Annotated in this window: 22 protein-coding genes; 17 read left to right on the top strand and 5 right to left on the bottom strand. The window is 56.2% G+C overall.

All coding sequences use genetic code 11. The features are described 5' to 3' along the window. Positions 1 to 12: 12 nt before the first annotated feature. A complete protein-coding gene (locus G565_RS0102885) occupies positions 13 to 1,290 on the bottom strand; it encodes an HlyC/CorC family transporter (RefSeq protein WP_028669625.1) in 1,278 nt (425 codons plus the stop codon). 93 nt (positions 1,291 to 1,383) lie between these two features. Beyond that, positions 1,384 to 2,178 carry a cytochrome C assembly family protein gene (locus G565_RS0102880; protein ID WP_037337396.1) on the bottom strand — a complete coding sequence of 265 codons (795 nt, stop codon included), beginning with the start codon at positions 2,176 to 2,178 and terminating at the stop codon, positions 1,384 to 1,386. Positions 2,179 to 2,353: 175 nt separating this feature from the next. Here G565_RS0102880 and ffh point away from each other — a divergent pair, with 175 nt between their 5' ends. The 16 genes from ffh to G565_RS0102800 all read left to right on the top strand — a co-directional run bounded on the left by ffh (position 2,354) and on the right by G565_RS0102800 (position 20,077). Next, the gene (gene ffh, locus G565_RS0102875; protein ID WP_028669623.1) at positions 2,354 to 3,760 is read left to right on the top strand and encodes a signal recognition particle protein; all 1,407 of its coding nucleotides are present in this window, start codon (positions 2,354 to 2,356) and stop codon (positions 3,758 to 3,760) included. A gap of 418 nt (positions 3,761 to 4,178) precedes the next feature. Then, positions 4,179 to 4,430 carry a 30S ribosomal protein S16 gene (rpsP, locus tag G565_RS0102870; RefSeq protein WP_028669622.1) on the top strand — a complete coding sequence of 84 codons (252 nt, stop codon included), beginning with the start codon at positions 4,179 to 4,181 and terminating at the stop codon, positions 4,428 to 4,430. Positions 4,431 to 4,453: 23 nt separating this feature from the next. Next, entirely contained in the window at positions 4,454 to 4,990 is a 537-nt protein-coding gene (rimM, locus tag G565_RS0102865; RefSeq protein ID WP_028669621.1) for a ribosome maturation factor RimM, read from the top strand. 2 nt (positions 4,991 to 4,992) lie between these two features. Then, positions 4,993 to 5,805, top strand: coding sequence for a tRNA (guanosine(37)-N1)-methyltransferase TrmD (trmD, locus tag G565_RS0102860; protein WP_425413964.1), 813 nt, complete (start codon positions 4,993 to 4,995; stop codon positions 5,803 to 5,805). Beyond that, complete coding sequence (rplS, locus tag G565_RS0102855) at positions 5,805 to 6,170, top strand: 50S ribosomal protein L19 (RefSeq protein WP_028669619.1); 366 nt, start codon at positions 5,805 to 5,807, stop codon at positions 6,168 to 6,170. The genes trmD and rplS overlap by 1 nt, the downstream gene beginning before the upstream one ends. Positions 6,171 to 6,427: 257 nt before the next feature. Next, a complete protein-coding gene (locus G565_RS0102850; RefSeq protein WP_028669618.1) occupies positions 6,428 to 7,726 on the top strand; it encodes a homoserine dehydrogenase in 1,299 nt (432 codons plus the stop codon). 253 nt (positions 7,727 to 7,979) lie between these two features. Further along, the gene (thrC, locus tag G565_RS0102845) at positions 7,980 to 9,383 is read left to right on the top strand and encodes a threonine synthase (protein ID WP_028669617.1); all 1,404 of its coding nucleotides are present in this window, start codon (positions 7,980 to 7,982) and stop codon (positions 9,381 to 9,383) included. Between the two features lie 5 nt (positions 9,384 to 9,388). Beyond that, entirely contained in the window at positions 9,389 to 11,113 is a 1,725-nt protein-coding gene (recJ, locus tag G565_RS0102840; protein ID WP_028669616.1) for a single-stranded-DNA-specific exonuclease RecJ, read from the top strand. A gap of 446 nt (positions 11,114 to 11,559) precedes the next feature. Further along, positions 11,560 to 12,655 (top strand): peptide chain release factor 2 gene (gene prfB, locus G565_RS0102835; RefSeq protein WP_157599988.1). Its coding sequence is split into 2 segments (ribosomal slippage): positions 11,560 to 11,631 and positions 11,633 to 12,655, totalling 1,095 coding nucleotides; the frame shifts between segments, so codons are not numbered across the junction. 96 nt (positions 12,656 to 12,751) lie between these two features. After that, a complete protein-coding gene (lysS, locus tag G565_RS0102830) occupies positions 12,752 to 14,254 on the top strand; it encodes a lysine--tRNA ligase (protein ID WP_028669614.1) in 1,503 nt (500 codons plus the stop codon). Positions 14,255 to 14,267: 13 nt separating this feature from the next. Then, positions 14,268 to 14,732 carry a DNA binding protein gene (locus G565_RS22675; protein ID WP_037337388.1) on the top strand — a complete coding sequence of 155 codons (465 nt, stop codon included), beginning with the start codon at positions 14,268 to 14,270 and terminating at the stop codon, positions 14,730 to 14,732. Between the two features lie 595 nt (positions 14,733 to 15,327). After that, positions 15,328 to 15,894 carry a glycine zipper 2TM domain-containing protein gene (locus G565_RS25725; RefSeq protein ID WP_051207195.1) on the top strand — a complete coding sequence of 189 codons (567 nt, stop codon included), beginning with the start codon at positions 15,328 to 15,330 and terminating at the stop codon, positions 15,892 to 15,894. A gap of 16 nt (positions 15,895 to 15,910) precedes the next feature. Further along, positions 15,911 to 16,255: a PepSY domain-containing protein gene (locus G565_RS0102815; RefSeq protein WP_157599987.1), complete on the top strand. Its 345-nt coding sequence runs from the start codon at positions 15,911 to 15,913 to the stop codon at positions 16,253 to 16,255. Further along, positions 16,236 to 16,919, top strand: coding sequence for a response regulator transcription factor (locus G565_RS0102810; protein ID WP_028669612.1), 684 nt, complete (start codon positions 16,236 to 16,238; stop codon positions 16,917 to 16,919). Before G565_RS0102815 ends, G565_RS0102810 begins: the two co-directional genes overlap by 20 nt. Next, the gene (locus G565_RS0102805; protein ID WP_051207193.1) at positions 16,903 to 18,315 is read left to right on the top strand and encodes an ATP-binding protein; all 1,413 of its coding nucleotides are present in this window, start codon (positions 16,903 to 16,905) and stop codon (positions 18,313 to 18,315) included. The genes G565_RS0102810 and G565_RS0102805 overlap by 17 nt, the downstream gene beginning before the upstream one ends. A 196-nt stretch (positions 18,316 to 18,511) precedes the next feature. Further along, complete coding sequence (locus G565_RS0102800; protein WP_028669610.1) at positions 18,512 to 20,077, top strand: methyl-accepting chemotaxis protein; 1,566 nt, start codon at positions 18,512 to 18,514, stop codon at positions 20,075 to 20,077. 41 nt (positions 20,078 to 20,118) lie between these two features. Here the strand turns inward: G565_RS0102800 and G565_RS25720 are convergent, their stop codons facing one another. Next, positions 20,119 to 20,814 carry a M48 family metallopeptidase gene (locus tag G565_RS25720; protein ID WP_051207191.1) on the bottom strand — a complete coding sequence of 232 codons (696 nt, stop codon included), beginning with the start codon at positions 20,812 to 20,814 and terminating at the stop codon, positions 20,119 to 20,121. Continuing rightward, the gene (locus G565_RS0102790; protein WP_028669609.1) at positions 20,811 to 21,038 is read right to left on the bottom strand and encodes a DUF3820 family protein; all 228 of its coding nucleotides are present in this window, start codon (positions 21,036 to 21,038) and stop codon (positions 20,811 to 20,813) included. Before G565_RS0102790 ends, G565_RS25720 begins: the two co-directional genes overlap by 4 nt. A 3-nt stretch (positions 21,039 to 21,041) precedes the next feature. Here G565_RS0102790 and G565_RS0102785 point away from each other — a divergent pair, with 3 nt between their 5' ends. After that, complete coding sequence (locus tag G565_RS0102785; protein ID WP_028669608.1) at positions 21,042 to 21,389, top strand: DUF3024 domain-containing protein; 348 nt, start codon at positions 21,042 to 21,044, stop codon at positions 21,387 to 21,389. On the opposite strand, the gene G565_RS0102780 is transcribed toward G565_RS0102785, so the two are convergent. Continuing rightward, positions 21,356 to 22,501: a MalY/PatB family protein gene (locus G565_RS0102780; RefSeq protein WP_028669607.1), complete on the bottom strand. Its 1,146-nt coding sequence runs from the start codon at positions 22,499 to 22,501 to the stop codon at positions 21,356 to 21,358. The genes G565_RS0102785 and G565_RS0102780 overlap by 34 nt on opposite strands. Positions 22,502 to 22,617 lie beyond the last annotated feature (116 nt).

Below are 22,617 nucleotides of genomic sequence, written 5' to 3'. Positions count from 1 at the left end.
CCGGATACAGCATCATTTCCGTTTGGCTGGCAGTTCGCGGGTGCGGGCGGCGATGACGGCGTTGTCCCGGATCTGGAGAATCTCAATCAGGTAGCGGTCGATCTTGATGCTGAGGTTGGCATCGGGAATGTCTTCAATGTGCTCCAGAATCAGGCCATTGAGGGTTTTGGGACCATCAATTGGCAACTCCCAGCCCAAAGCCCGGTTGATCTCACGGATGTTGGCCGTACCGTCAATGACATAGGAGCCATCCCGCTGGGGGTGGATCTCCTTGCTGCTGTTGGCAAAATCCGTGGTGAACTCGCCGACGATCTCTTCCAGCAGGTCTTCCAGTGTAACCAGGCCCTGAATATCGCCGTATTCGTCAACCACGAGCCCCATGCGCAGTTGCTGCGCCTGAAAATTCAGCAACTGAGTATGCAGTGGGGTGTTCTCCGGCACGAAATAGGGGTCTTTGGCGGCTTTCGTCAGCATGACCTTGCTCGGCTCATCGGCGTACAGGAATTCGGCGGCATCGCGAATGTGCATAATACCGATCACCTTGTCCAGATCACCCTTGTAGAGCGGAAACCGGGTGTATTCTGTGCGGCGTATCTGGTCGGCAATGGTGTCAATGTCGTTTTCCATATCGATGCCGGAGACTTCGTTCCGGGGCACCATGATGTCGTTTACGCTGACGTTTTCCAGCTCCAGAATGCCCAGTAGCATATTCTGGCGTTGCGCTGGCAGACTGTCACCGGACTCGTTCACAATGGTTTTCAGTTCTTCTGCCGACAACGCTTCCTGGCCGGTGTGTGAGTGTCCAACGCGCATCAGCCAGAAAAGGGATTTAACGATGAGGTTGATCAGCCAGATAGCGGGTTTGAGTACCACAATCAGAGGGCGCAAGACATAGGAGGCGGGAAACGCAATCTTCTCCGGGTGACGCTGTGCCAGTGTTTTTGGCGTTACTTCTGAAAAAATCAGCACAACCAGTGTCAGCGTCACCGTAGAGACGCCGAGCGCCAGGTCCGGGTGGCCGGGCATCAGCCGCATGGCAATGAGGGTCGCCAGCGAGGCGGCCGCAATATTGACCAGATTGTTGCCAATGAGAATCGCGCTGATCAGCCGGTCGGGCGTATCGAGAAGACGACGTGCCTGAGAAGCGCCGCGATGGCCTTCATTGGCAAGGTGTTTGAGGCGATAGCGGTTTAGAGACAGCATACTGGTCTCTGAACTGGAAAAAAAAGCAGAGAATAGCAGCAGCAGGCCTAGCAAAAGAAACAGCAGGCCTATGGGCAGATCGTTCAAGGTGGGAGAGCCTAAATAACCAATTGAGTGTGCTTTTTAGCGGTGGGAGGGGTTCAGTGTCAAGGAATAACCGGAATTAGCGCACATTCTGCCTTATCCATAACGGTGAAGCAGGTATTCCAGTACGAATTTGGAACCAAAGAATGCAAGCATCAGAAAGATGAAACCAAACACTGTTAGTCTGCTGGCCAGCGCACCGCGCCAGCCGAGGTAAAAGTGACCAAACAGCAACACCGCAAAGAATAACCAGGCAACAAAGGTCAGCACCGTTTTGTGCACGAGATCCTGCGTCAGCAAATTATCGACAAACAGTCCGCCAGAGATCATGGCGGCAGTTAGCAAAATGAAACCGATCATCAGCCATTCAAACAGCAGGCGTTCCATGGTCTGCAAAGGCGGGAGGAAACGGTTGAGTCGGCCACTCAAGTGGTGCTCATGCAATTGCCGGTTCTGGACGCCCAGCAGCAGGGCGATCAGCGTTGCAATGGTGATCACGCTGTAGGCCAGCATTGATAAAAAGACGTGCAAGACGACGCCGGGCTGGTAGAGCCGCGGTGCATACTCCTGGGGTGTCAGTGCGACCACCACCATAATCAGGGCGGCAGCAGGTAAAACAAAGGCAAAAAAGCTGTGCAGGGGTTTGGACCAGCCACTGATCAACAGCACCGTCACAATAAAGAAAGTAATGACCGAGGCCGCATTGGTCAGGCTGATTTGCAGGGCCCCCAGAACAATCACTTCTGAAGCAAGCGTCGACACATGGGCCAAAACCGCCAGTGCAGCCGGCCAGAAAACCCAGGCACGAGCTGGTAGCTCAACCCGGTACAGGCCGCGCAAGGCGATGGCGCCACTGACAATGTATCCAAAGACGGCAAGCCAGATCAGCATTCGGGTTCCTTGAGTTGGGTAATGTCGGGTTCAACCGGAGTTGGGTGGCTGAGTGTCGCATAAATGATAGCGATTCCCAACCAGGCCGTGAACTCCGGGTGGTTGCAATGCCATCATAGAGACCAGAGCGTCGCACTGTTATACTGCCCCGATTCTCACTTGCACGGAAGTCATGATGTTTAAAAGCCTGTCCGAACGTCTGTCCCAGACGCTGAAACAGATCTCCGGTCAGTCCAAGCTGACGGAGGACAACATCAAGGCCACGTTGCGCGAAGTGCGCATGGCCTTGCTGGAAGCCGACGTTGCCCTGCCAGTCGTCAAGGCATTCATTGATCGGGTGCGTGATCGTGCTGTCGGTCAGGAAGTCAGTAATGCGCTGAATCCGGGCCAGCAGTTTCTCAAAATCGTCCAGTCCGAGCTGGTTCAGGTCATGGGCGAGCAGGGCGAGCCACTGGATCTGAGCACCCAGCCGCCGGCGGTCATCCTGATGGCTGGCCTGCAGGGTGCCGGTAAAACCACCACGGTTGCCAAGCTGGCGCGTTACCTGATTGAGCGCGATAAGAAAAAAGTCATGGTCGTTTCCGCCGACGTCTACCGCCCCGCGGCGATCAAGCAGCTGGAAACGCTGGCCAGTGAAGTCGGTGCCGTATTTTTCCCGAGTGATGTCTCGCAAAAACCGGTCGCCATCGCCGAAGCGGCCATTGCAGCGGCGCGCAAACAGTATGTAGATGTGGTTCTGGTCGATACCGCAGGCCGACTGGCGGTCGATGAAGCCATGATGGCCGAGATTCAGGCACTGCATAAGGCCATCAACCCGATTGAAACGCTGTTTGTGGTCGATGCCATGACCGGTCAGGATGCCGCCAATACCGCCAAGGCCTTCAATGAAGCTTTGCCGCTGACCGGTGTCGTGCTATCCAAGGCTGATGGCGACGCCCGTGGCGGTGCGGCGCTTTCGGTAAGGCACATTACCGGAAAACCGATCAAGTTCATGGGCATGGGCGAGAAGACCGATGCCCTGGAAGCCTTTCACCCGGACCGGGTGGCCTCGCGCATTCTGGATATGGGCGATGTGCTGTCGCTGATTGAAGAGGTCGAGCGCAAGGTCGACAAGGGCAAGGCCGAGCAACTGGCGGCCAAGCTAAAGAAAGGCAAGGGCTTTGACCTGGCTGACTTTCGCGACCAACTGCGTCAGATGGACAGCATGGGCGGCCTGATGGGCATGGTCGACAAGCTGCCGGGTATGGGGCAGATGGGTCAGGCTGCAAGCCAGATGCAGGGAGCCGAGAAAAACTTCAAACAAATGGGTGCCATAATCGATTCGATGACCCCGTCTGAACGGCACTTCCCGGATAAGATCAACGGCTCACGCAAGCGCCGTATCGCCATGGGCTCCGGCACCCAGATTCAGGACATCAACCGGCTGCTGAAACAGCACAAACAGATGTCCAAGATGATGAAAAAAGTCGGCAAGAAAGGCGGCATGGCGAAAATGATGCGTGGCATGGGCGGCATGCCCGGCGGCGGTGGTCTCCCACCGGGTGGTTTCCCGGGCGGCGGCGGACGCGGCCCCTTCGGCTGATAGGGGAGTTATATTAGCTTAGGTTTCGGAGTTCGCCGGAGAACCGAGCAGCGGGTGCCGGGGTAGCCCTTGTGGGGAAGTCCGCAACAAGGATGTTGCGGTCTAGGCCCCATGGACGGGTTCACGCCGACCCCACAAGGGCTACCCCGGTACCCGGTGCGGGCCCAGGCCACCCAGCCAACCCGAACTCCGAAACTTAAGCATTCGCGCCCGACATACCCCATGCGACTTGATTTACAGCGCTCAATACGTATACTTTCGCGGCCTTGAAAACCGGGGTGGGCCCGGTTTTCGGTATAACTTTGGGTTAGTGAGCAGGGATTTCGGCTGAGTCGAACCCGGTTCATGATCAGGGGTAACCCCTCTGAAGATCCAAAACGGCAGGTGATTTCAAAGCTTGCCCAGACAGGAGGACGCGATGGTAGTCATTAGACTCTCACGTGGCGGTTCTAAGAAGCGCCCGTTTTATCATATTTCCGTAGCCGACAGCCGTAATGCCCGTGACGGGCGTTTCATCGAGCGTGTTGGTTTCTTTAACCCTGTCGCCCGTGGTCAGGAAGAGCGCTTGCGCGTTTCTCTGGATCGCGTCGAATACTGGGCCAGCAAGGGTGCGCAGACTTCTGACCGTGTCGCCCAGCTGCTTAAAGAGTACCGGAAAGCCCAAGGCTGATCCGTCCAGTCAAGGGTTGATGTATGACGCCGGAAAAACCGGAAGACATGATCGTACTGGGCCGGGTTTCTTCGGTTTACGGTATTCAGGGCTGGGTGAAAATCTACTCTTATACCGAACCGATGGACCGGATACTGGATTACGGTCATTGGTTGCTCAATATGAACGGTCGCTGGACACCGATTACCGTCGATAAGGGGCGCAGTCACGGCAAGGGCATGGTGGCACACTTTGAAGGGTGTGATGACCGTGACCAGGCCAAGCAGTTCTGCGGCGCCGATATCGGGGTAACAAGTGATCAACTGCCGACGCTACCTGACGACGAGTTCTACTGGTATCAACTGGAAGGCTTGCGCGTTGTGAATGAGCAGGGTGTCGTACTGGGTAAGGTGGATCATATGATGAGTGCGGGGGCCAGCAACGATGTGTTGGTGGTCAGCGGCAGTGCCGACAGTATCGACCGTCAGCAACGCCTGATTCCGTACGTACCGGATGTATATATCAAAGACGTGGACCTTGAAGCGGGTCAGATACGAGTTGATTGGGATCCGGAGTTTTGACAATACCGTCGACGGGTGACACGGCTGTAGAAGCCGGGACACCTGAGCACAAGCAATGGTTCGGTGTGGTGAGTCTGTTTCCGGACATGTTCGAATCCTTTCTGGATCAGGGCGTGATCGGGCGGGCGGCCAAACAAGGGTTGATTGAAGTCGGGTTCTGGAATCCGCGCGATTATACCCACGACAGGCACCGTACCGTAGACGACCGACCCTTCGGGGGCGGGCCTGGTATGTTGATGAAGGTGCAGCCTTTGCGGGATGCGATTCATGCGGCGAAAGCCGCCAGCGGCAACCAGGCCAGAGTGATCTTTTTGTCGCCTCAGGGCCGACGACTGGATCAGGCTGGTGTTCAAAGCTTGACGCGGTATCGGCACATGATATTCGTTTGCGGCCGATATGAAGGCATCGACGAACGTGTGATCGAGACCGAAGTGGATGAAGAATGGTCGTTGGGTGACTTTGTGCTCAGCGGTGGTGAGTTGGCCGCCATGGCGTTTATTGATGCCATTGGTCGTCAGGTTCCCGGCGTGCTGGGGCATGAGGCATCAGCGGTTGAAGATTCATTCACCGATGGATTGCTGGACTGTCCACATTACACACGACCTGAAGTACTGGATGGAATGAGTGTGCCGGAGGTACTGCTCAGTGGTCACCACGATAACATTCGTCGGTGGCGGCTAAAGCAGTCACTGGGGCGCACTTGGCAACGTAGATCAGACCTGTTGGCTGACCGGGAAATGACCGCAGAACAGCAGGCGCTTTTGGACGAGTATCTCAATGAGCAGAACTCGCGCAATGGATCAGGAGCGATTTGATGAGCAATAAAAATTTGATTATTCAGCAACTTGAAGCTGAACAGATGAGTAAAGAAATCCCTGCATTTGGCCCGGGTGATACCGTGGTTGTGCAGGTTAAAGTTAAAGAAGGCGAGCGTGAGCGTTTGCAGGCCTTTGAAGGCGTAGTGATTGGCAAGCGTAACCGCGGCCTGAACTCGGCTTTCACGGTTCGTAAAATCTCCAGCGGCGTCGGTGTTGAGCGGACTTTCCAGTCCTACTCTCCGGTTGTGGATAGCGTGGAAGTCAAGCGTCGTGGTGACGTGCGTCAGGCCAAGCTGTACTACTTGCGTGAGCGTTCTGGTAAATCTGCACGCATCAAGGAAAAAATCGATCACAAGCGCTAATGCGCCGGGCATTCAGTGCCCTGTGATGATGGTAAAAAGGCAGCTTCGGCTGCCTTTTTTTATGGCGCCTTATTGAGCGCCGGGGCGCGTGAAACAGCTTGTTGCGAAAATATCACGGTTGCAGGGGGCAAAGTCCGCCTTTGGTGCGGGTTTCGCGTTGACACCCAGCGGCGCGCTCAGTATGTTCTGAGCTCCCTACCGTCCGGCTGGCATATGCCCGGCCGATGTTGGATTCCAGTCAGTTAATGAGGTCAGTTTTGAAATCAGTCAATGTGGGTTTATGCGGTCTTGGCACCGTAGGCAGTGGTACTTTCAACGTCATGCAGCGCAATTTGGACGACATTGCGCGCCGTGCCGGAAAGCCCGTGCGAATTACCCACGTTGGCGCTCGTCGGGATAACCCGGCCTGTCATCTGGGCAGCGTCAAGGTATCGCGCGACATCTTCGACGTCGCCCGTGACCCGGATATTCACATCCTGGTCGAACTGATCGGCGGTAACGATGTGGCCAAAGAGCTGGTGCTCGAAGCCATCAAGCATGGCAAACACGTCGTGACCGCCAACAAATCAATGATCGCCATTCATGGCAACGAGATTTTCAAGGCCGCTGAAGCTCAGGGTGTAGTTGTTACCTATGAGGCGGCCGTTGCCGGTGGCATTCCGATCATCAAGGGCATCCGCGAAGGCCTGGTTGCCAACGACATCAAATGGTTGGCCGGCATCATCAACGGCACCGGCAATTATATCCTGACCGAAATGCAGGAAAAGGGCCGCCTCTTTGAAGATGTACTGAAAGAAGCCCAGGCACTGGGCTATGCCGAAGCCGACCCGACCTTCGATGTCGAAGGCATTGATGCAGCGCACAAATTGACTATTCTGGCGTCTATCGCCTTTGGTATACCGCTGCAATTCGACAAGGTATACACCGAAGGTATCAGTAAGATCACCCGGGAGGACGTCAAGTACGCTGAAGAGCTGGGGTATCGCATCAAGCACCTGGGTTTTACCCGTAAAACCAATGAAGGCGTTGAATTACGGGTGCATCCGACACTGGTGCCGTCCAAGCGGCTGCTGGCGAATGTAAACGGTGTATTGAACGCGGTTCTGGTGGAAGGCGATGCGGTCGGCCCGACCATGTATTATGGCCCGGGGGCGGGCTCCGAAGCGACCGCCTCGTCGGTGATTGCTGATATCGTCGACATCGCCCGCGAAATTGATAACGCCGGTAACGTCCCGCACCTCGGTTACAGTTCGGAAACCGAAAACATGCCGGTGTTGCCGGTCAGTGAAATCGTCACCGCCTACTATTTGCGGATTACCGTGAAGGATGAGATTGGCCAAATGGCCAACATCGCGCGCATCATGAGCGAGAAGGGCATCAACATCGAAGCCATCATCCAGAAAGAGCCGGAAGATGAGTCGGATGTCGTGCCGCTTATTCTACTGACCCATCCGGTGCGTGAACACCGGATGGACGATGCGATCAGTGCCATGCAGGCACTGGAGTCGGTCACCAAGCCAATCGTGCGCATTCGTGTTGAACAACTGGATGGCTAAATAGGTTTTACTGCCCAAGTTTTGGAGTTCGGTCGTCCACTAGAGCCATGAGTCCGTGTCAGGCACCGGGTATACCTATCCGGGGCCGGCGTAAACCCATCCATGGGGCCTAGACTGCAGCATCCTTGCTGCAGACTACCCCGGATAGGTATACCCGGCACCTGACACTAAGTTGGTTGCGAACTGTGAAACTTGAGTTGCAACACTGCCGGGCTGGTGCCCGGCTGAACCCTTTTCTGACGAGACGTGATTCGTGAAATACATCAGCACGCGGGGCCAGGCCCCAACCCTGGGTTTTGAAGATGTTTTGTTAACCGGTCTGGCTTCAGACGGAGGCCTTTATGTGCCGGAAACCTTGCCCGAGTATTCGCTGGAGGAGATCCGCCAGTGGCGCGGGTTGCCCTATCATGAACTGGCCTTTCACATTATAAAGCCCTTCGTCGACGGCGCCATCGCCGACGATGAACTGGCAGCCATGCTGAAAGACACCTACAGCGTCTTCGGTCACAAGGCTATTGCGCCGCTGACTCAGATTGATCACAACGAATACGTGCTGGAATTGTTTCAGGGGCCGACCCTGGCGTTCAAGGATTTTGCGCTGCAATTGCTTGGCCGCATGCTCGACCACGTGCTGGAAAAACGCGGTGAAAAAGTCGTCATCATGGGTGCGACCTCGGGTGATACCGGCTCTGCGGCCATTGAAGGCTGCAAGCGGTGTAGCAACATCGATATTTTTATCCTGCACCCGCACAACCGGGTCTCCGATGTCCAGCGCCGTCAGATGACCACCATCACCGGTGATAACATCTATAACCTGGCCGTTGAAGGCAATTTTGACGATTGCCAGAGCATGGTCAAAGCCAGCTTTGGCGACCAGTCATTTCTGCGAGGCGAGCGTCGCCTGGTGGCGGTGAACTCGATCAACTGGGCGCGCATCATGGCGCAGATCGTTTACTATTTTTATGCGTCACTGAACCTGGGTGGGCCAGACCGGTCCATGGCGTTCTCGGTACCTACCGGCAATTTCGGTGACATTTTCGCCGGTTACCTGGCGCGTAAAATGGGCCTGCCCATCAGCCAGTTGATCGTCGCCACCAACCAGAATGACATTCTGCACCGGGTGATGAGCAACAACGTCTACGAAAAGCACCCGCTGGCGCACACCCTGTCGCCGTCGATGGACATCGTGGTGTCGAGTAATTTTGAACGCCTGCTGTTCGACCTCTACGACCGGGACGGAGTGGTACTGGCTGACCTGATGAGCCGGATGAACACCGAAACGGTTACCCTGGACGAAGCTCGCCTGGCCAGGGCCCGTGAGGTATTCGACAGCTATGGGGTCGACGACTCGGTGACCATCAGCACCATCAAGCAGGTGTTCGAAGAAACCGGTTATCTGCTCGACCCGCACACGGCCATCGGCGTAAAGGCCGCCCGGGAAACTCGTCGCAGCGCCACCGACCCGATGATCACCCTGGGCACCGCCCACCCGGTGAAATTCGCCGATGCCGTCAAACAGGCTGGGCTTACGTCCCCAGAGTTGCCGCATCACCTGACCGATCTGTTCGACCAGCCAGAGCGCTACGACGTTTTGCCAAATGAACTGGGGCGCGTCCAGGCCTATGTCGCCAACGCCGTCTTTGGCGAGGGTGTTTGAGCGGCGTGGCCGCTCAGTTTCCCATCCTCCAGTCCCGCCCCGTGCCTGACGGGGCTTCTTTAGCCACACTGCCACTGCTTGACCGGATATATCGGGCGCGCGGTGTGCGTTCGCCTGAAGAACTGGATTCATCATTGCAGAACCTGTTGCCCTGGCAGTCGATGAAAGGTATCGATACGGCGGTTGACGTGGTGTGCAAGGCGCTGGAACAGCACCAGCGCATTCTGGTGATCGGCGACTACGATGTCGATGGTGCGACCAGCACAGCATTGGTCGTGCAAGTGCTGCAAAGCCTCGGTGCCAGCGTCGACTACCTGCTGCCCAATCGTTTCGAATACGGCTATGGCTTGTCAGCCGCCATTGTCGACCAGGCGCTCACCCTGTCACCCGACCTGATCATCACCGTCGACAACGGCATCGCCAGTCTCGACGGCGTTGCCGCGGCCCAGGCTGCCGGGGTCGCCGTTCTGATCACCGATCACCATTTGCCAGGCGCAGACCTGCCTCCGGCCGAGGCCATTGTGAACCCCAATCAACCCGGGTGTGACTTCGCCAGCAAAGCGGCCTGTGGCTGTACCGTCGCTTTTTATCTGATGATCGCACTGCGGGCGAGATTGCGAGACGGTGGCTGGTTCGAGCAACAATCCGTCAAGCCTCCCAATCTCGCACAATGGCTGGATCTGGTCGCACTGGCCACCGTCGCCGATGTCGTACCGCTCGACGCCAACAACCGCCGCCTGGTCAACCAGGGCCTGGGTCGAATTCGTGCCGGCCAGTCCCGGCCCGGCATTCAGGCTCTGTTCGAGGTCGCCGGGCGTGAATGGCAACTGGCCCAGGCGTCCGATTTTGGTTTCGTTATCGGGCCACGCCTAAACGCCGCCGGCCGCCTTGATGACATGGCCATTGGCGTGCGTTGCCTGCTGACTGACAACCCGGGCGAAGCGCGCCAACTGGCCGCGCAACTGGAAGACCTGAACCGGGAGCGGCGTGCTATAGAGCGCTCCATGGTGGTAGAGGCACAAAAGACGCTTGACCAGATTAGCGACCTGCCACCCCGTTTCGGCCATGTCCTGTACCAGGCCGACTGGCACGAAGGCGTGATCGGCATTCTGGCCTCACGCATTAAGGAACAGACTCACCGTCCGGTCATCGCCCTGGCCGGTTCCGACAACGGACGTCTGAAAGGCTCCGCCCGATCCATTCCCGGCTTCCATCTGCGTGACGCCCTCGACTGGATCGCCAAACAGGACCCCGATCTGCTGATCACCTTTGGCGGCCACGCCATGGCAGCCGGTTTAACCCTGGCCGAGGGCAATGAAGACCGGCTACAACACTGGTTCGAGCAAGCCGTACAGACACTCTGCGAACCCGAGGCGCTGCAACCGGTGGTTATGACCGACGGCGAGCTCACTGCAAAAGAGCGGGATCTGGGCACAGCTCTGGCCCTGGAGCAGGCCGGACCTTTCGGTCAGGGCTTCCCGGCGCCGGTTTTTCAGGGCGAATTCTGGATTGAGCAGCAAAAGATCGTCGGTGAACGGCATTTGAAACTGACTGTATCCGATCGGGAAGGGCAGAGTATCGAAGCCATTGCCTTTAATATCGATATCGACATTTGGCCGACTCACCACAGGGCATTGACCGGTATTTATCAGTTATCCTGTAATCGGTTCAGGGGTCGGGAAACCGTGCAGCTTATATTTGATGCCATTAAACCGCTTGAGACGATTTAGGTTAAAAAGTCATTATTTAGCTAAGCAATGAATACTCTGTTGGTTATTTTAATATTCAGTTTTGCAAAATTCTGAGTGCCGGTTGCAGGGTTGGCCTGTGAGGGGTAGTTCGCAGCATGGACTAAAACGTCGGGAGCGTTTTAGCATGAGCGAAGCGAGCCCGAAGGGTGAATCCTATGGAAGGGATTCATATCCTGCGGTCTAGGCCCCGTGGACGGGTTTACGCCGACCCCTCACAGGCCAACCCTGCGGCCGGCGCGCACTCCTGGCATCAAGGCATACCTAACGGCCTAAACAAAGCCACAGTAACTCCCGATAGACGCTTACACATTGTTTTTTAAAAGGTTATTCGGATATCACTACCCCCGACAAATCAATTTCGTTAAAATGCGCGCCCCGCTAAATTTCATGGGTTTGTACTATCAGAACAGGAACAGGAGCGGTACGTGGAAATTAATCCGATTAAAGAACAGATAAAAGACCTCAAAGCGCGCACCGACGTGCTTAGGGGGTATCTTTGACTTCGATCAGAAGATAGAACAACTGGCTGAAGTCGAGCGCGAGCTGGCCGAGCCTAACGTCTGGAACGACCCGCAACGCGCTCAGGCACTGGGCCAGGAGCGAAGCGCCCTGGAAACCGTGGTCAATACGCTGACCAACCTGATCGACGGTGTGGTTGATGCCAGTGACCTGCTCGAGATGGCTGCCGCCGAAGAAGACGAAGACACCGTCAACGAAGTCATCGCTGATCTTGATAGCCTGGAAGCCCAGCTGGTCAAACTCGAATTTCGCCGAATGTTCAGCGGCGAAATGGACCCGACCAATGCGTATGTGGACATTCAGGCTGGTTCCGGTGGCACCGAAGCACAGGACTGGGCCGAAATGCTGCTGCGCATGTATCTGCGCTGGGGTGAGGAAAAAGGCTTTAAAACCGAATTGATGGAAGCCTCAGCCGGGGATGTAGCCGGTATTAAATCCGCGACCGTTCGATTTGAGGGTGAATACGCGTTTGGCTGGCTGCGGACCGAGACTGGCGTTCACCGTCTGGTGCGTAAATCGCCGTTTGATTCCGGGAACCGGCGTCATACCTCATTTACCTCGGTATTTGTGTCACCCGAAGTCGACGACGATATCGAGATTGACATCAACCCGGCGGATCTGCGAATCGACGTTTATCGCGCCTCGGGCGCCGGTGGTCAGCACGTCAACCGGACAGAGTCGGCAGTGCGGATTACCCACAACCCAACCGGTATTGTCACCCAGTGTCAGAATGACCGTTCCCAGCACAAGAACAAAGACCAGGCCATGAAAATGTTGAAGGCCAAATTGTACGAGTTCGAAATGAAAAAGCGGAACGAAGCCGCACAGGCGGTGGAAGACTCCAAGTCCGATATAGGCTGGGGCAGCCAGATTCGCTCCTACGTGCTGGATGACTCCCGCATTAAAGACCTTCGAACCGGCATCGAGACTCACAATACGCAGGCCGTTCTGGACGGCGGGCTCGACCTTTTTATTGAAGCGTCGCTGAAAAAAGGCCTCTAATCCGGAGGGCAATGGCTGGTTCAACTCAGCCCCTCACCGGACCACTATTCACCTGCCGCCCTTGTCATGGGCGGAGTAACACTGGATTAACCGCATATGACCGACAAGCACATCGAGCCGGATGAAAACCACATCATCACCGAGCGCAAGCAAAAGCTTGCGACCCTGGCTGAGAGCCGGCCACAGGCCTTTCCGAACGATTTCAAACGCAACCAGATGGCCGGTGAACTCCAGGCACAGTATGGCGAACTCGAAAAGGAAGCCATTGTCGACCTGAAAGTCGACGTCAGTGTTGCCGGTCGGGTGATGCGCCGTGGCGGCCCCTTTGTCGGTTTGCGGGACGTCAGCGGTCGTATTCAGTTTTATTTGGGTAAAGCCCTGCAAAAAGAAAGTACCGACTGGCAGTTGCTGGATATTGGTGACATCGTCGGTGTGCGTGGCACCCTGTCCAAATCAGGCAAGGGCGAACTGTATGTCGAAGTCACCAGCGTTGATGACCTGGTGTTGCTGACCAAGTCATTGCGGCCCTTGCCCGACAAATTTCACGGCTTGTCCGATCAGGAAATGAAGTACCGTCAGCGCTACGTCGACCTGATCACCAGCGATGAAACCCGCCGGACTTTTCAGATTCGCGCCGGCATCATCAATGGCATTCGCCGCTACCTGTCTGATCGGGACTTTATGGAAGTGGAAACGCCCATGTTGCAGGTGATTCCCGGCGGTGCAACCGCGCGGCCATTCACCACTCACCATAACGCCATGGACATCGACATGTACCTGCGTGTCGCGCCGGAACTCTACCTGAAGCGCCTGGTCGTGGGCGGGTTCGAAAAAGTGTTCGAAATCAACCGTAACTTCCGCAATGAAGGCGTTTCAACCCGCCACAATCCGGAATTTACCATGCTGGAGTGGTACCAGGCTTATGCCGACTATCACCAGTTGATGGACCTGACCGAAGACATGTTGCGCACCCTGGCGCAGGATGTGCTCGGCACGACAGAACTGGTCTATCAGGGCGAAACCTTCGATTTGGGCCAGCCGTTTGAGCGGGTAACCATGTTCGACGCCATTTTGAACCACAATCCGTCTCTTTCGGGGGCTGATATTGATTCCCGCGCAGCCGCTGCCGCTGTGGCCGCCGGTTTGGGCATTCAGGTGAAAGACAACTGGGGCCTGGGGCGCATTCAGACTGAGATTTTTGAAGAAACGGTCGAAGAAAAACTGCGTAATCCCGTATTCATCACCGCTTACCCGGCGGAAATCTCACCGCTGGCGCGTCGTAACGATGACAACCCCGATGTGACCGACCGGTTTGAGTTCTTTATCGGGGGACGCGAGATAGCTAATGGCTTCTCGGAGCTTAATGACCCGATTGATCAGGCCGAGCGCTTTAAAGCTCAGGTGGCCGAGAAAGACGCCGGTGACCTAGAGGCTATGTTTTACGACGAAGACTACATTAACGCCCTGGAGTATGGTCTGCCGCCAACGGCAGGCGAGGGCATCGGCATCGACCGCTTGGTGATGTATTTCACCGACTCTCCGTCGATCAAGGACGTTATTCTCTTCCCCCATATGAAACCTCGTCAGTCAGGCGAGTGAACAGGAGTACGGCATGTTTGACCAGGATCTGGATCTGAAGATCAAAGAACACGAAGAGAAAATTGAAGAGCTGCGTCAGTTGAAGGAAACCCAGGCCAAGCGCCAGGAGGGTTATGACCTTTACCACGAGCAAGTGCGCAACCTCTTTGATGAGTACGGCATTTCTGAATACGACCTGTTTGATGCCCGCGCCAAAGCCATCGTCGATTGGCTCAAGGCACATGGCAAGAAAGCTGACAAACCTGCCTTCTATGACGAGCTGCAAAGCTACTTCGCCAAGCAAAGTGGTTCAAAGGGCTCGCGCAAAGCAGCCAAGTCAGCCAAGTCGACAGGTCCCAAGCTGGACATTGGCGTGTACGTGCACCCCAATACCGGGGAGCGAATTGAGAAAAAGCGCCGGAATCCGAAGACACTGGATGAGTGGATTGAAGCCTTTGGCATTGAAGAAGTTGCCCAATGGCGGGAAGCCAGCGAGTAATCACCAGGATTGACATCAGCCGACCCCCGGGGTCGGCTTTTTTTTGTCTGTCAATTAGCCTCGAATGGGCGGGCAATCGAGTAGAACCCTGCACAGTTAAACGACATTTGGATGACTATTTACAAAAAGACACAACATAAGAAGTCAGTGCATCTTGATGACTTTTCAAAAAGGGTTTAGGCAATATATCCCCAATCGTGAAAAAGTGCTCCGGTACTCTTCGAATTCTGATACAACACACTAATTTTGCGTGTAACTCGTTAAGATAACTCTCTAACTTATTGAAAAATAAAGGAATAATTTGATTGATCAAAAAACGATCAAACTGACGAGGGCCCTGAGTCACGGCGGCTAGGGGCGGTTCAATTAGGGTTGTTCACAAAGATATCCACAGATTTTGTGGACACTCAGCGCCAGCCCTTACAGCGTCTGGCGTGAGTGTAAGGGAGCCTTACAGTCAATAAGGTGGCGCCTTATTTGAGCTCTGTTATTCAGTGACGGCAACATTGGAACAATGAATTCAGGCATGGTTCAGCCAGAGGCGGTAAGCTGAGGTCATGGTAGCAACGTTGGCAACGCATAAAGGAGCCACAGTATGAATAAATCAATGGGTCTGGCCCTGGTGATTGGCCTGGCAGTGTCAGCAATGGCAGTGGCTGATCACGATGGTGACCGGTATCGCGGTGATCGACAGCAGTTCTTCGCTGAAGGCCGTGTGGTTCAGGTTGAGCCGGTCTATGAAACCTACTACTACCGGGAGCAGAGCAGGGGTAATAGCGATCACCGCTATGAAATTTGCCGGACGCGCGATGTTGAAGTCAGTCGCAGTCACCGCAGTGGTAACCCGGCGGCGACAATAATCGGCGGTGCAGTTGGTGCCACCGTAGGCTCACACAGTGGCAATTCGCGGGAATCCCAGGTATTCGGGGCCATCGCCGGGGGTATCATCGGCGGTGCGATTGGGCATGAGCTGGGCGGGCGCGGAGAGACCACTGTCCAGTATCGAACCGAGCGCGAGTGTGAAGTTGAATACCGTCACCGGCGCAGTGATCTGGTAGGCTATGAGGTTCGCTACCGTTACAATGGGCGCGAATTCATGACCTTTATGGACCGTCACCCCGGACGCTATGTTGAGCTTGCTGTGGAGGTGACGCCCCGTTAATTGAAGAGGCACTTTCATGTCAAGCTATGCTGCGGCGCGCCTCAGGCGCCTGGGAATCGGCACCGGAATTCTAATGATGCTGATTGTTTCGGGTTCAGTCCGTGCTGAGAGTAATGCTCACCCCTGTACCGGCGCCGCCCTGCCACTGACGACTGAGCGACAGGTGGTTCAAGCCGCTGAATGCCTGTTTGACGGCCGCGTGGTCAAAGTAGACCGGGTCAGTGCCGGTAACGATTGGGCTTATCGGCTGCGCTTGCTGCTCGACGGGGGCCGGGTCAGAACCGTTGATTTGAATCGCACATCGGGCATGCCGACCAATCCGGTTGTGCTGGAGGAAGTGAATGAAACTCTTAATCGTTGAAGATGAAGCCGGTCTGCGCGAGCATCTGCACGGCGGATTCAAAAAAGAAGGGTTTGCGGTCGACACCTCGGCCGATGGCAATGACGGCCTGTTTCAGGCATTGGAACACGACTACGATGTTGCCATTATCGACCTCGGTCTGCCCGGGCTGGATGGCATTGAGCTGATTCGACAACTCCGGGCCGCTGATAAGCAGTATCCGGTTTTGATTTTGACCGCGCGTGGTCACTGGCAGGATAAGGTGGCAGGACTGGAAGCCGGTGCTGATGACTACCTGGCCAAACCCTTTGTGTTTGCCGAATTGCTTGCTCGGGTCAAGGCATTGCTTCGGCGCAGTGTGGGCATGGCGACCGCCACATTGACCGTAGGCCCTTACGAGTTGGACACCGCCTCTCGTCGGGTGCGTGTTGACGGGCGGGATGTTGAACTGACCAGCTACGAATACAACACGCTCGAATACCTGATGATGCATCGCCAGAAAGTGGTCTCCAAAACCGAACTGACCAACCACCTGTATGAGCAGGATTTTGATCGGGACAGCAACGTCATCGAGGTGTTCATTCGTCGCTTGCGCAAAAAACTGGATCCCGACAACGAGCGCAACCCCATTACCACCCAACGCGGCATGGGCTATAGATTCAACGCAGATGCGGTGGCTGAATAATCGACTGATGACAGTGTTCTCTTCGGGTTCCACTAAATATCGTCCTGCTTTTTCACTGCGCCGCCGTTTGCTGGTGTCGGCGAGCCTTGTTCTGTTGCTGTTTTTGGGTGTAACTGGCATTGCGCTGGATCGGGCGTTTGAGCGCAGTCAGGTGTCTGGCCAGTCCGAACGCCTGTTTCTGCGCATCCTCACTTTGCTGGCCGAGTCTGAATTTCAGACCGAGGGGCTCTGGCTTCCGGCTTACCTCGCCGAAGAGCGCTACAACTCCCCGGAGTCCGGTCTGGTGGCACTGGTGTTGGATGAACGGCGCCAGTTAGTCTGGCAGAGCTTGTCGAGCCAGTGGTTTGATCAGGCGGACTGGATCACGGCGCAAGCTAACATCGGTATTGGCCAGGAGGACTTCGGGTTTCGCGGCGACTATATATACGAGCGTTATGCGGTGCTCTGGGAGGCAGCAGACGGTCGCGAACAGCGCTATGAATTCTGGGTGCTGGAGACGGCAGCGCCGTTGAATCAGATTATTCAGACCTTTCGGCAGCAATTGTGGGGTGGGCTGGCCGCGGTCACGCTGGCTTTGCTGCTGGCGCTTTGGCTGGTTGCGCGCTGGGGTTTAAGGCCCTTGCATCAGTTGGCGCAGAACCTCCAGAGGATCCATACGGGCGAGCAGGGGCGCTTGCAGGGGCGATACCCGAAAGAACTGCAACCGCTGACAGACAATCTGAACCGCTTGCTGGATGCTGAGCAAAGTCAGCGCGAGCGTTACCGCACGGCGATGGCCGACCTGGCGCACAGCCTTAAGACCCCCCTGGCCGTCATTCGGACGCTGGAGCCTGCCGACGGCAAAGAGTTGCATGAACAGGTTCATCGCATGGATCAGATCGTTCGCTACCAGCTGCAACGGGCAGTCGCCGAGACCCGGCAAGGCCCGGTTTTGGGCCAGCGCAGTTCGCTGAATCAGAGCCTGGATCGCCTGGGCCGTGCCCTGGGCAAAGCGTTTCACCATGAAGATAAGGTGTTGGATTTGCCTGAGCCGGACCAGGAATGGACCCTGGCAATGGACGTTAATGACGTTCTGGAGGTGTTCGGTAACCTGTTGGAAAACGGCTTCAAGTACGCCCGATCAGTCATCACAGTGTCGGTAACCCGCCTGCCCGAGTTTCCCGAGTGTTGGGTGGTCGACATTGACGATGACGGTCCGGGGATCTCCCTGGAGCGTCGCAATGCCGTGCTCAATCGTGGCCAGCGACTGGATACCCTTCAGCCGGGTCAGGGTATCGGTTTGAGTATGGTGACTGATATTCTGGGCAGTTATGGCGTTAACTTGCGCATCGAAGACGGCCACCTGGGGGGTGCCCGTTTTCGTCTGGTCTTGCCAGCAGCCCCGTCACGCATATAGCCCACTCCCGGCGTCTGCACTCAACGACCTGTCTGCGCATCCGTTGTTTCAAGCGGACCTCTGGTCAGTCAATTCATTGAACTGCGCGACCTGAGCTTCTACCCTGATTAAAGTCCTTCAACCACTAGCCGATTACCATGGGATGATGGCCAATGGTGTGCATCAGCCCCCTTATTTGTAAAACAGGAAGTCGCTCATGACGATTCAATCCCGCATCCGGTTCTCGCTCTCAGGTCTGTTCATCCTACTCTGTGTTGTAGCGTTGGCGGGCTTTATCGGGTCTCGGGTGGTGGCCGGTCTTGCCAACTATTATTCCGCCAGTCTGATTCCCGCCATACAGGTATATAACGACATGCGTGTGGCTGCCAAAGAGCTGCAGGTGGCGGTTTACAGCGGCGACCAGTCAGCGGTTAGTCGCTACGAAGCCCAGGCGCGGGATACGGCTCAACGACTGGCTGCGGCGACGACACAGGGGCCTTTTCAGGAAGATCCCCGGGTTGTCGGGCCGATCAACGAAATCGTCAATCGGTTGGAGCGGTTACGGACCTTGGTCGTGGCGCACCCGGCCGGTGCGGATATCACGCCGGAACTGACCGGGGCCATAGAAGCCTGGGATTCGTTCAAGCCCAATGCCGATGCGGTGATCGAGCATATTATCAACAGCGTCGATGGCCAGATTCAATCGGTGCAGGCCACCGTCCTTAATGTCATAGCGGCGGTAGCAGCGGTTTCTCTGCTGGTGTTCCTGGGGGTAGCCTGGTCTCTCGGTGGGGTATTGCGTCGGGGCATGGCTAACCTGTTGACCTCGTTTTCGGCTGTGGCGAACGGCGATCTCAGTGTTCGGGCTCAGGCCGACGGTAAAGACGAATTCGGTGAGCTTGCCCAGCATTTCAATCATCTCGCCCAAAGCCTGACCGACACTCTTGGTGAAGTCGCGCAGTTGGTCACCGAGTTGCACAATATGTCGGGTGAGTTCAATGCCGCCAGTCGCAATTATGCAGAACGGTCTCAGGCGCAGTCGGATGAAACCCAGCAGGTTGCCACGGCCATGACCGAAATGTCAGCGACGATTCGCGAAGTGGCGCAGAACGCAGAAGAAACGTCGCATCGCGCCCAGGATGCCAACCAACACGCCGGCCATTCGCGCCAGGACATTGAACAGGCCATCGGGTCGGCCAAGGCGATGCAGGGGCAAATGAGCACCTTGTCAGACAATATTCTGGAGCTGAAGGATCAGTCGGATGCGATCAGCACAGTCGTCAAAACCATCAATGACATAGCGGAACAGACGAATTTGTTGGCGTTGAATGCTGCCATTGAGGCAGCGCGAGCGGGGGATCAGGGGCGGGGTTTCGCCGTTGTTGCTGATGAAGTTCGCAACCTCTCGGTTAAGACGTCGCAGTCCACCCAGGAGATCGAGAGTGTCATCCGGTCGCTGCAATCGCGCAGCGAGGCGGCAGCCAGTGCCGCTCGCGACAGCGTCGAGGTGGTGCGCAGCAATGGTGAAACCATTGTCACCATCGGCGAAGGCTTGCAGCATATTCTGGATTCGGTCTCGGCCATTTCATCGATGAATGAATTGATTGCCACGACCTCAGAAGAACAAAGCAAGGTTGCCGAAGACATGAACACCAACGTAGTTCGCATCAGCGATTTGTCGGAAGCGAATGCGTCAGAGACCCAGCAACTGGTCGCTGGCATTCAACGCATCGATGAAATGGCGCAGCAACTGAGTGAGCTGATTCGTCGCTATCGGTTGTAGCAGCCGACGATGGCTATTTGCCAGAGGCTATGATCGCGCAGTCACAGCCAGAGTCGGTGACCATGCTCATGCAGCCAGAGCCGGTCGGCTTGCCAGCTGGGGTGAAGTCGTTCAACTTCAGCCCAGAAGGGTGACCGATGGTGTGGGTGCAGTAAATGGGCCGTTTCATGGGCAACCAGATAATCGACAATGCGTTCGGGTGCCAGCATGATCAGCCAGTTGTATTGTATTCGGCCTGTAGCAGTGCAGTGCCCCCACTTGGTTTTGGTGCGTCGCAGGCGCACATCGGTCAGGCGATGCTCCCAGCCTTCGGTTTTTACCCGGTCCCGGGTTTTGTTGAACAACGTGTACTGCGCCTGAGTTTTATAGAAGTCTGCCAGAACGTGATGAACGTGGGGTTTGTCCAGTACCGGAGCGCCCAGTATCAAGCGGTTCTGAACACGGTGCCAATGCGACCGTGCGCTCAATTGCAACGTCAGTGTTAAGTGTTCGTCCATCAGTGGGCAGTGTTCTTGCTGGCTGAAGTCAGGCTTTTGGGATTGTTTTTCAGCCTGACTGTCCAGCGCCTTGGTTAGCCAGGTCTCACGGTCCTTTAAAAAACGTTTTAGATCGGTCTCGTTAAGGTGCCAGGGCGCACGCAGTTCGGGCGCACCGTCGCGTACATGCAACGCAACGGTCTTGCGTTTTGATCGCGTCACCGGAATGGTACCGCCCGACCAGGTCAGGGATTCGGTCATGGGTGTTTGCCTGGCATCAGCGGTTCAATGAGCGATTCAAGTCCTTCCGAACGGATCAGCAATGCCAGGGCCATCAACTCGCCTAATTTTCCCGCAGGGAATCCTTTGTTCTGAAACCAGAGCAGGTACTCTTCAGGCAAGCGAATCAGTGGTTTTCCGCTATATTTACCGAAAGGCATTTCGGTTCTCGCCAGTGCCAGCAAATCGTCGTGTTGAAAGGACATTATGTGGAATCCTCGTTAGTCGTCAGTGATGCACTGCCTGAATTTGTTCACCGACAGGCCCAGGTTGCTCTGGATGGGTTTCTGGCCGATGCTAACGCCGCTGGCCGGTTTCAGGGGCGCTTTCAGAAGCAGGCCTTGTTGATTCAGGAGCGACAACCGCACCCTCTGACTCGTGAAACCGTATTGCTGCCCATGGCCTTGTTGCATTGGCGGGAGGCGAGCTGGCGGCTTTATTTTCGCGGCAGTCGGGGTCGCTGGCAGCGTTACCCGGGGGTTGAGGCGACGGTCAGTCCTGCTCCGTTGCTGGCCCGGGTTCATCAGGACGAGCTGGGCCTGTTTTGGCGCCAGTAAGTCTGCAACTGATGCAACGCCTGATCGAGGGTTTCCCGACCGGTTCCGAAATTGAGCCGCACACTGCGCGGATCACCAAAGTCTTTGCCATCACTGGGCATAATACCGGCTTTGGTAAAATGGTTCATTGCCTCTGCAGGTGCCAGGTCACTTTCGATCCAGGCGAGAAAGGTGGCCGGGGCGGGTGTATAGTGCAATCCCGACAACTCACTGATAACCGATGCAACCCGGTCCCGGTTGTTCTTCAAATGAGCAAGCAGCGCCACATGCCAGTCGTAACCTTCGCTGAAGGCTGCTTCAGTCGCCAGCATGCCCATGAAATTTGGGTGGGGCATCAGGTCCTGACCTGACCTTTGAAGCTGCTGACGCAGGTCACCATTGGGTATTACAGCAAACGAACAGCCAAGTCCCGCCACATTAAAGGTCTTGCTTGCAGCCATCAGGGTCACGCTGTGCTCTGCGATGTCCGGCAGTGAGCTGGCGGGGCGGTGGCTCAACCCCGGTTCCAGGATCAGGTCACAATGAATCTCGTCCGAACAGAGCAAAACGCGGTGCTCCCGGCATACAGCGGCCAAACGTTCCAGTTCGGTGGTGCTCAGCACCAAACCCTGTGGATTCATCGGATTGCACAGGATCATCAGGTGGCAGTCCGGATGGGCCAGTTCACGCTCCAGCACCGACCAGTCCCAGCCGGCACGGGGGGCTGTCGTTACCGGCAGTTTTACCGCAGTAGCACCGCGCAATTCAGCGGCCTTGCGCAGCGGCGGGTAGTTAGGTTCCTGCACCAGGACCCGGCCACCGCGGGCAAAAGCGTCGATGACCAGATTGAAACTGGGCACCACACCGGGCAACCAGACGACCCAGCTGGGGTCGATGGCCCACTGGTACTGCTGTTGGCACCAGCTAACGACGGCGTTGTTCAGGCTCGGCCATGGGTGGCTGTACCCGTAAACCGGGTGGGCGGCTCGGCTGGCCAGGGCCTCCTGAACGCAAGGAGGGGAGGCCAGATCCATATCGGCCACCCACATCGGTAAAACCGGCGAGTTGCGATACAGCTCGTGTTTGATGGCGTGGGTATCGCTTCGGTCAATGGTGTCGAAGGTAAACGGCATGTCGGGACGGGGATCCTGGTGATTGTCTGGATGGGCGTTCAAAAATACGCTGCTCTGAGGCCGGAATGCTGCCCGATGTTCCAGCGGCTGGCAAGTCGGCCGGTGCAGGCGCGCGG

Source organism: Saccharospirillum impatiens DSM 12546 (assembly GCF_000423605.1).
GTDB lineage: Bacteria > Pseudomonadota > Gammaproteobacteria > Pseudomonadales > Natronospirillaceae > Saccharospirillum > Saccharospirillum impatiens.
The sequence above is the reverse complement of the archived record's forward strand: the minus strand, read 5'-3'. Positions and strand labels throughout refer to the sequence as shown.

What these genes read in the sequence shown, in the direction of transcription:
- G565_RS0102800 (WP_028669610.1), top strand. Translation starts at nt 18,512, where the DNA reads ATGACGATTCAATCCCGCATCCGGTTCTCGCTCTCAGGTCTGTTCATC.
- G565_RS0102805 (WP_051207193.1), top strand. Translation starts at nt 16,903, where the DNA reads ATGCGGTGGCTGAATAATCGACTGATGACAGTGTTCTCTTCGGGTTCC.
- G565_RS25720 (WP_051207191.1), bottom strand. Translation starts at nt 20,814, where the DNA reads ATGACCGAATCCCTGACCTGGTCGGGCGGTACCATTCCGGTGACGCGA.
- G565_RS0102880 (WP_037337396.1), bottom strand. Translation starts at nt 2,178, where the DNA reads ATGCTGATCTGGCTTGCCGTCTTTGGATACATTGTCAGTGGCGCCATC.
- rimM (WP_028669621.1), top strand. Translation starts at nt 4,454, where the DNA reads ATGACGCCGGAAAAACCGGAAGACATGATCGTACTGGGCCGGGTTTCT.
- rpsP (WP_028669622.1), top strand. Translation starts at nt 4,179, where the DNA reads ATGGTAGTCATTAGACTCTCACGTGGCGGTTCTAAGAAGCGCCCGTTT.
- G565_RS0102780 (WP_028669607.1), bottom strand. Translation starts at nt 22,501, where the DNA reads ATGCCGTTTACCTTCGACACCATTGACCGAAGCGATACCCACGCCATC.
- G565_RS0102790 (WP_028669609.1), bottom strand. Translation starts at nt 21,038, where the DNA reads ATGTCCTTTCAACACGACGATTTGCTGGCACTGGCGAGAACCGAAATG.
- G565_RS25725 (WP_051207195.1), top strand. Translation starts at nt 15,328, where the DNA reads ATGAATAAATCAATGGGTCTGGCCCTGGTGATTGGCCTGGCAGTGTCA.
- G565_RS0102815 (WP_157599987.1), top strand. Translation starts at nt 15,911, where the DNA reads ATGTCAAGCTATGCTGCGGCGCGCCTCAGGCGCCTGGGAATCGGCACC.
- ffh (WP_028669623.1), top strand. Translation starts at nt 2,354, where the DNA reads ATGTTTAAAAGCCTGTCCGAACGTCTGTCCCAGACGCTGAAACAGATC.
- G565_RS22675 (WP_037337388.1), top strand. Translation starts at nt 14,268, where the DNA reads ATGTTTGACCAGGATCTGGATCTGAAGATCAAAGAACACGAAGAGAAA.
- G565_RS0102810 (WP_028669612.1), top strand. Translation starts at nt 16,236, where the DNA reads ATGAAACTCTTAATCGTTGAAGATGAAGCCGGTCTGCGCGAGCATCTG.
- rplS (WP_028669619.1), top strand. Translation starts at nt 5,805, where the DNA reads ATGAGCAATAAAAATTTGATTATTCAGCAACTTGAAGCTGAACAGATG.
- lysS (WP_028669614.1), top strand. Translation starts at nt 12,752, where the DNA reads ATGACCGACAAGCACATCGAGCCGGATGAAAACCACATCATCACCGAG.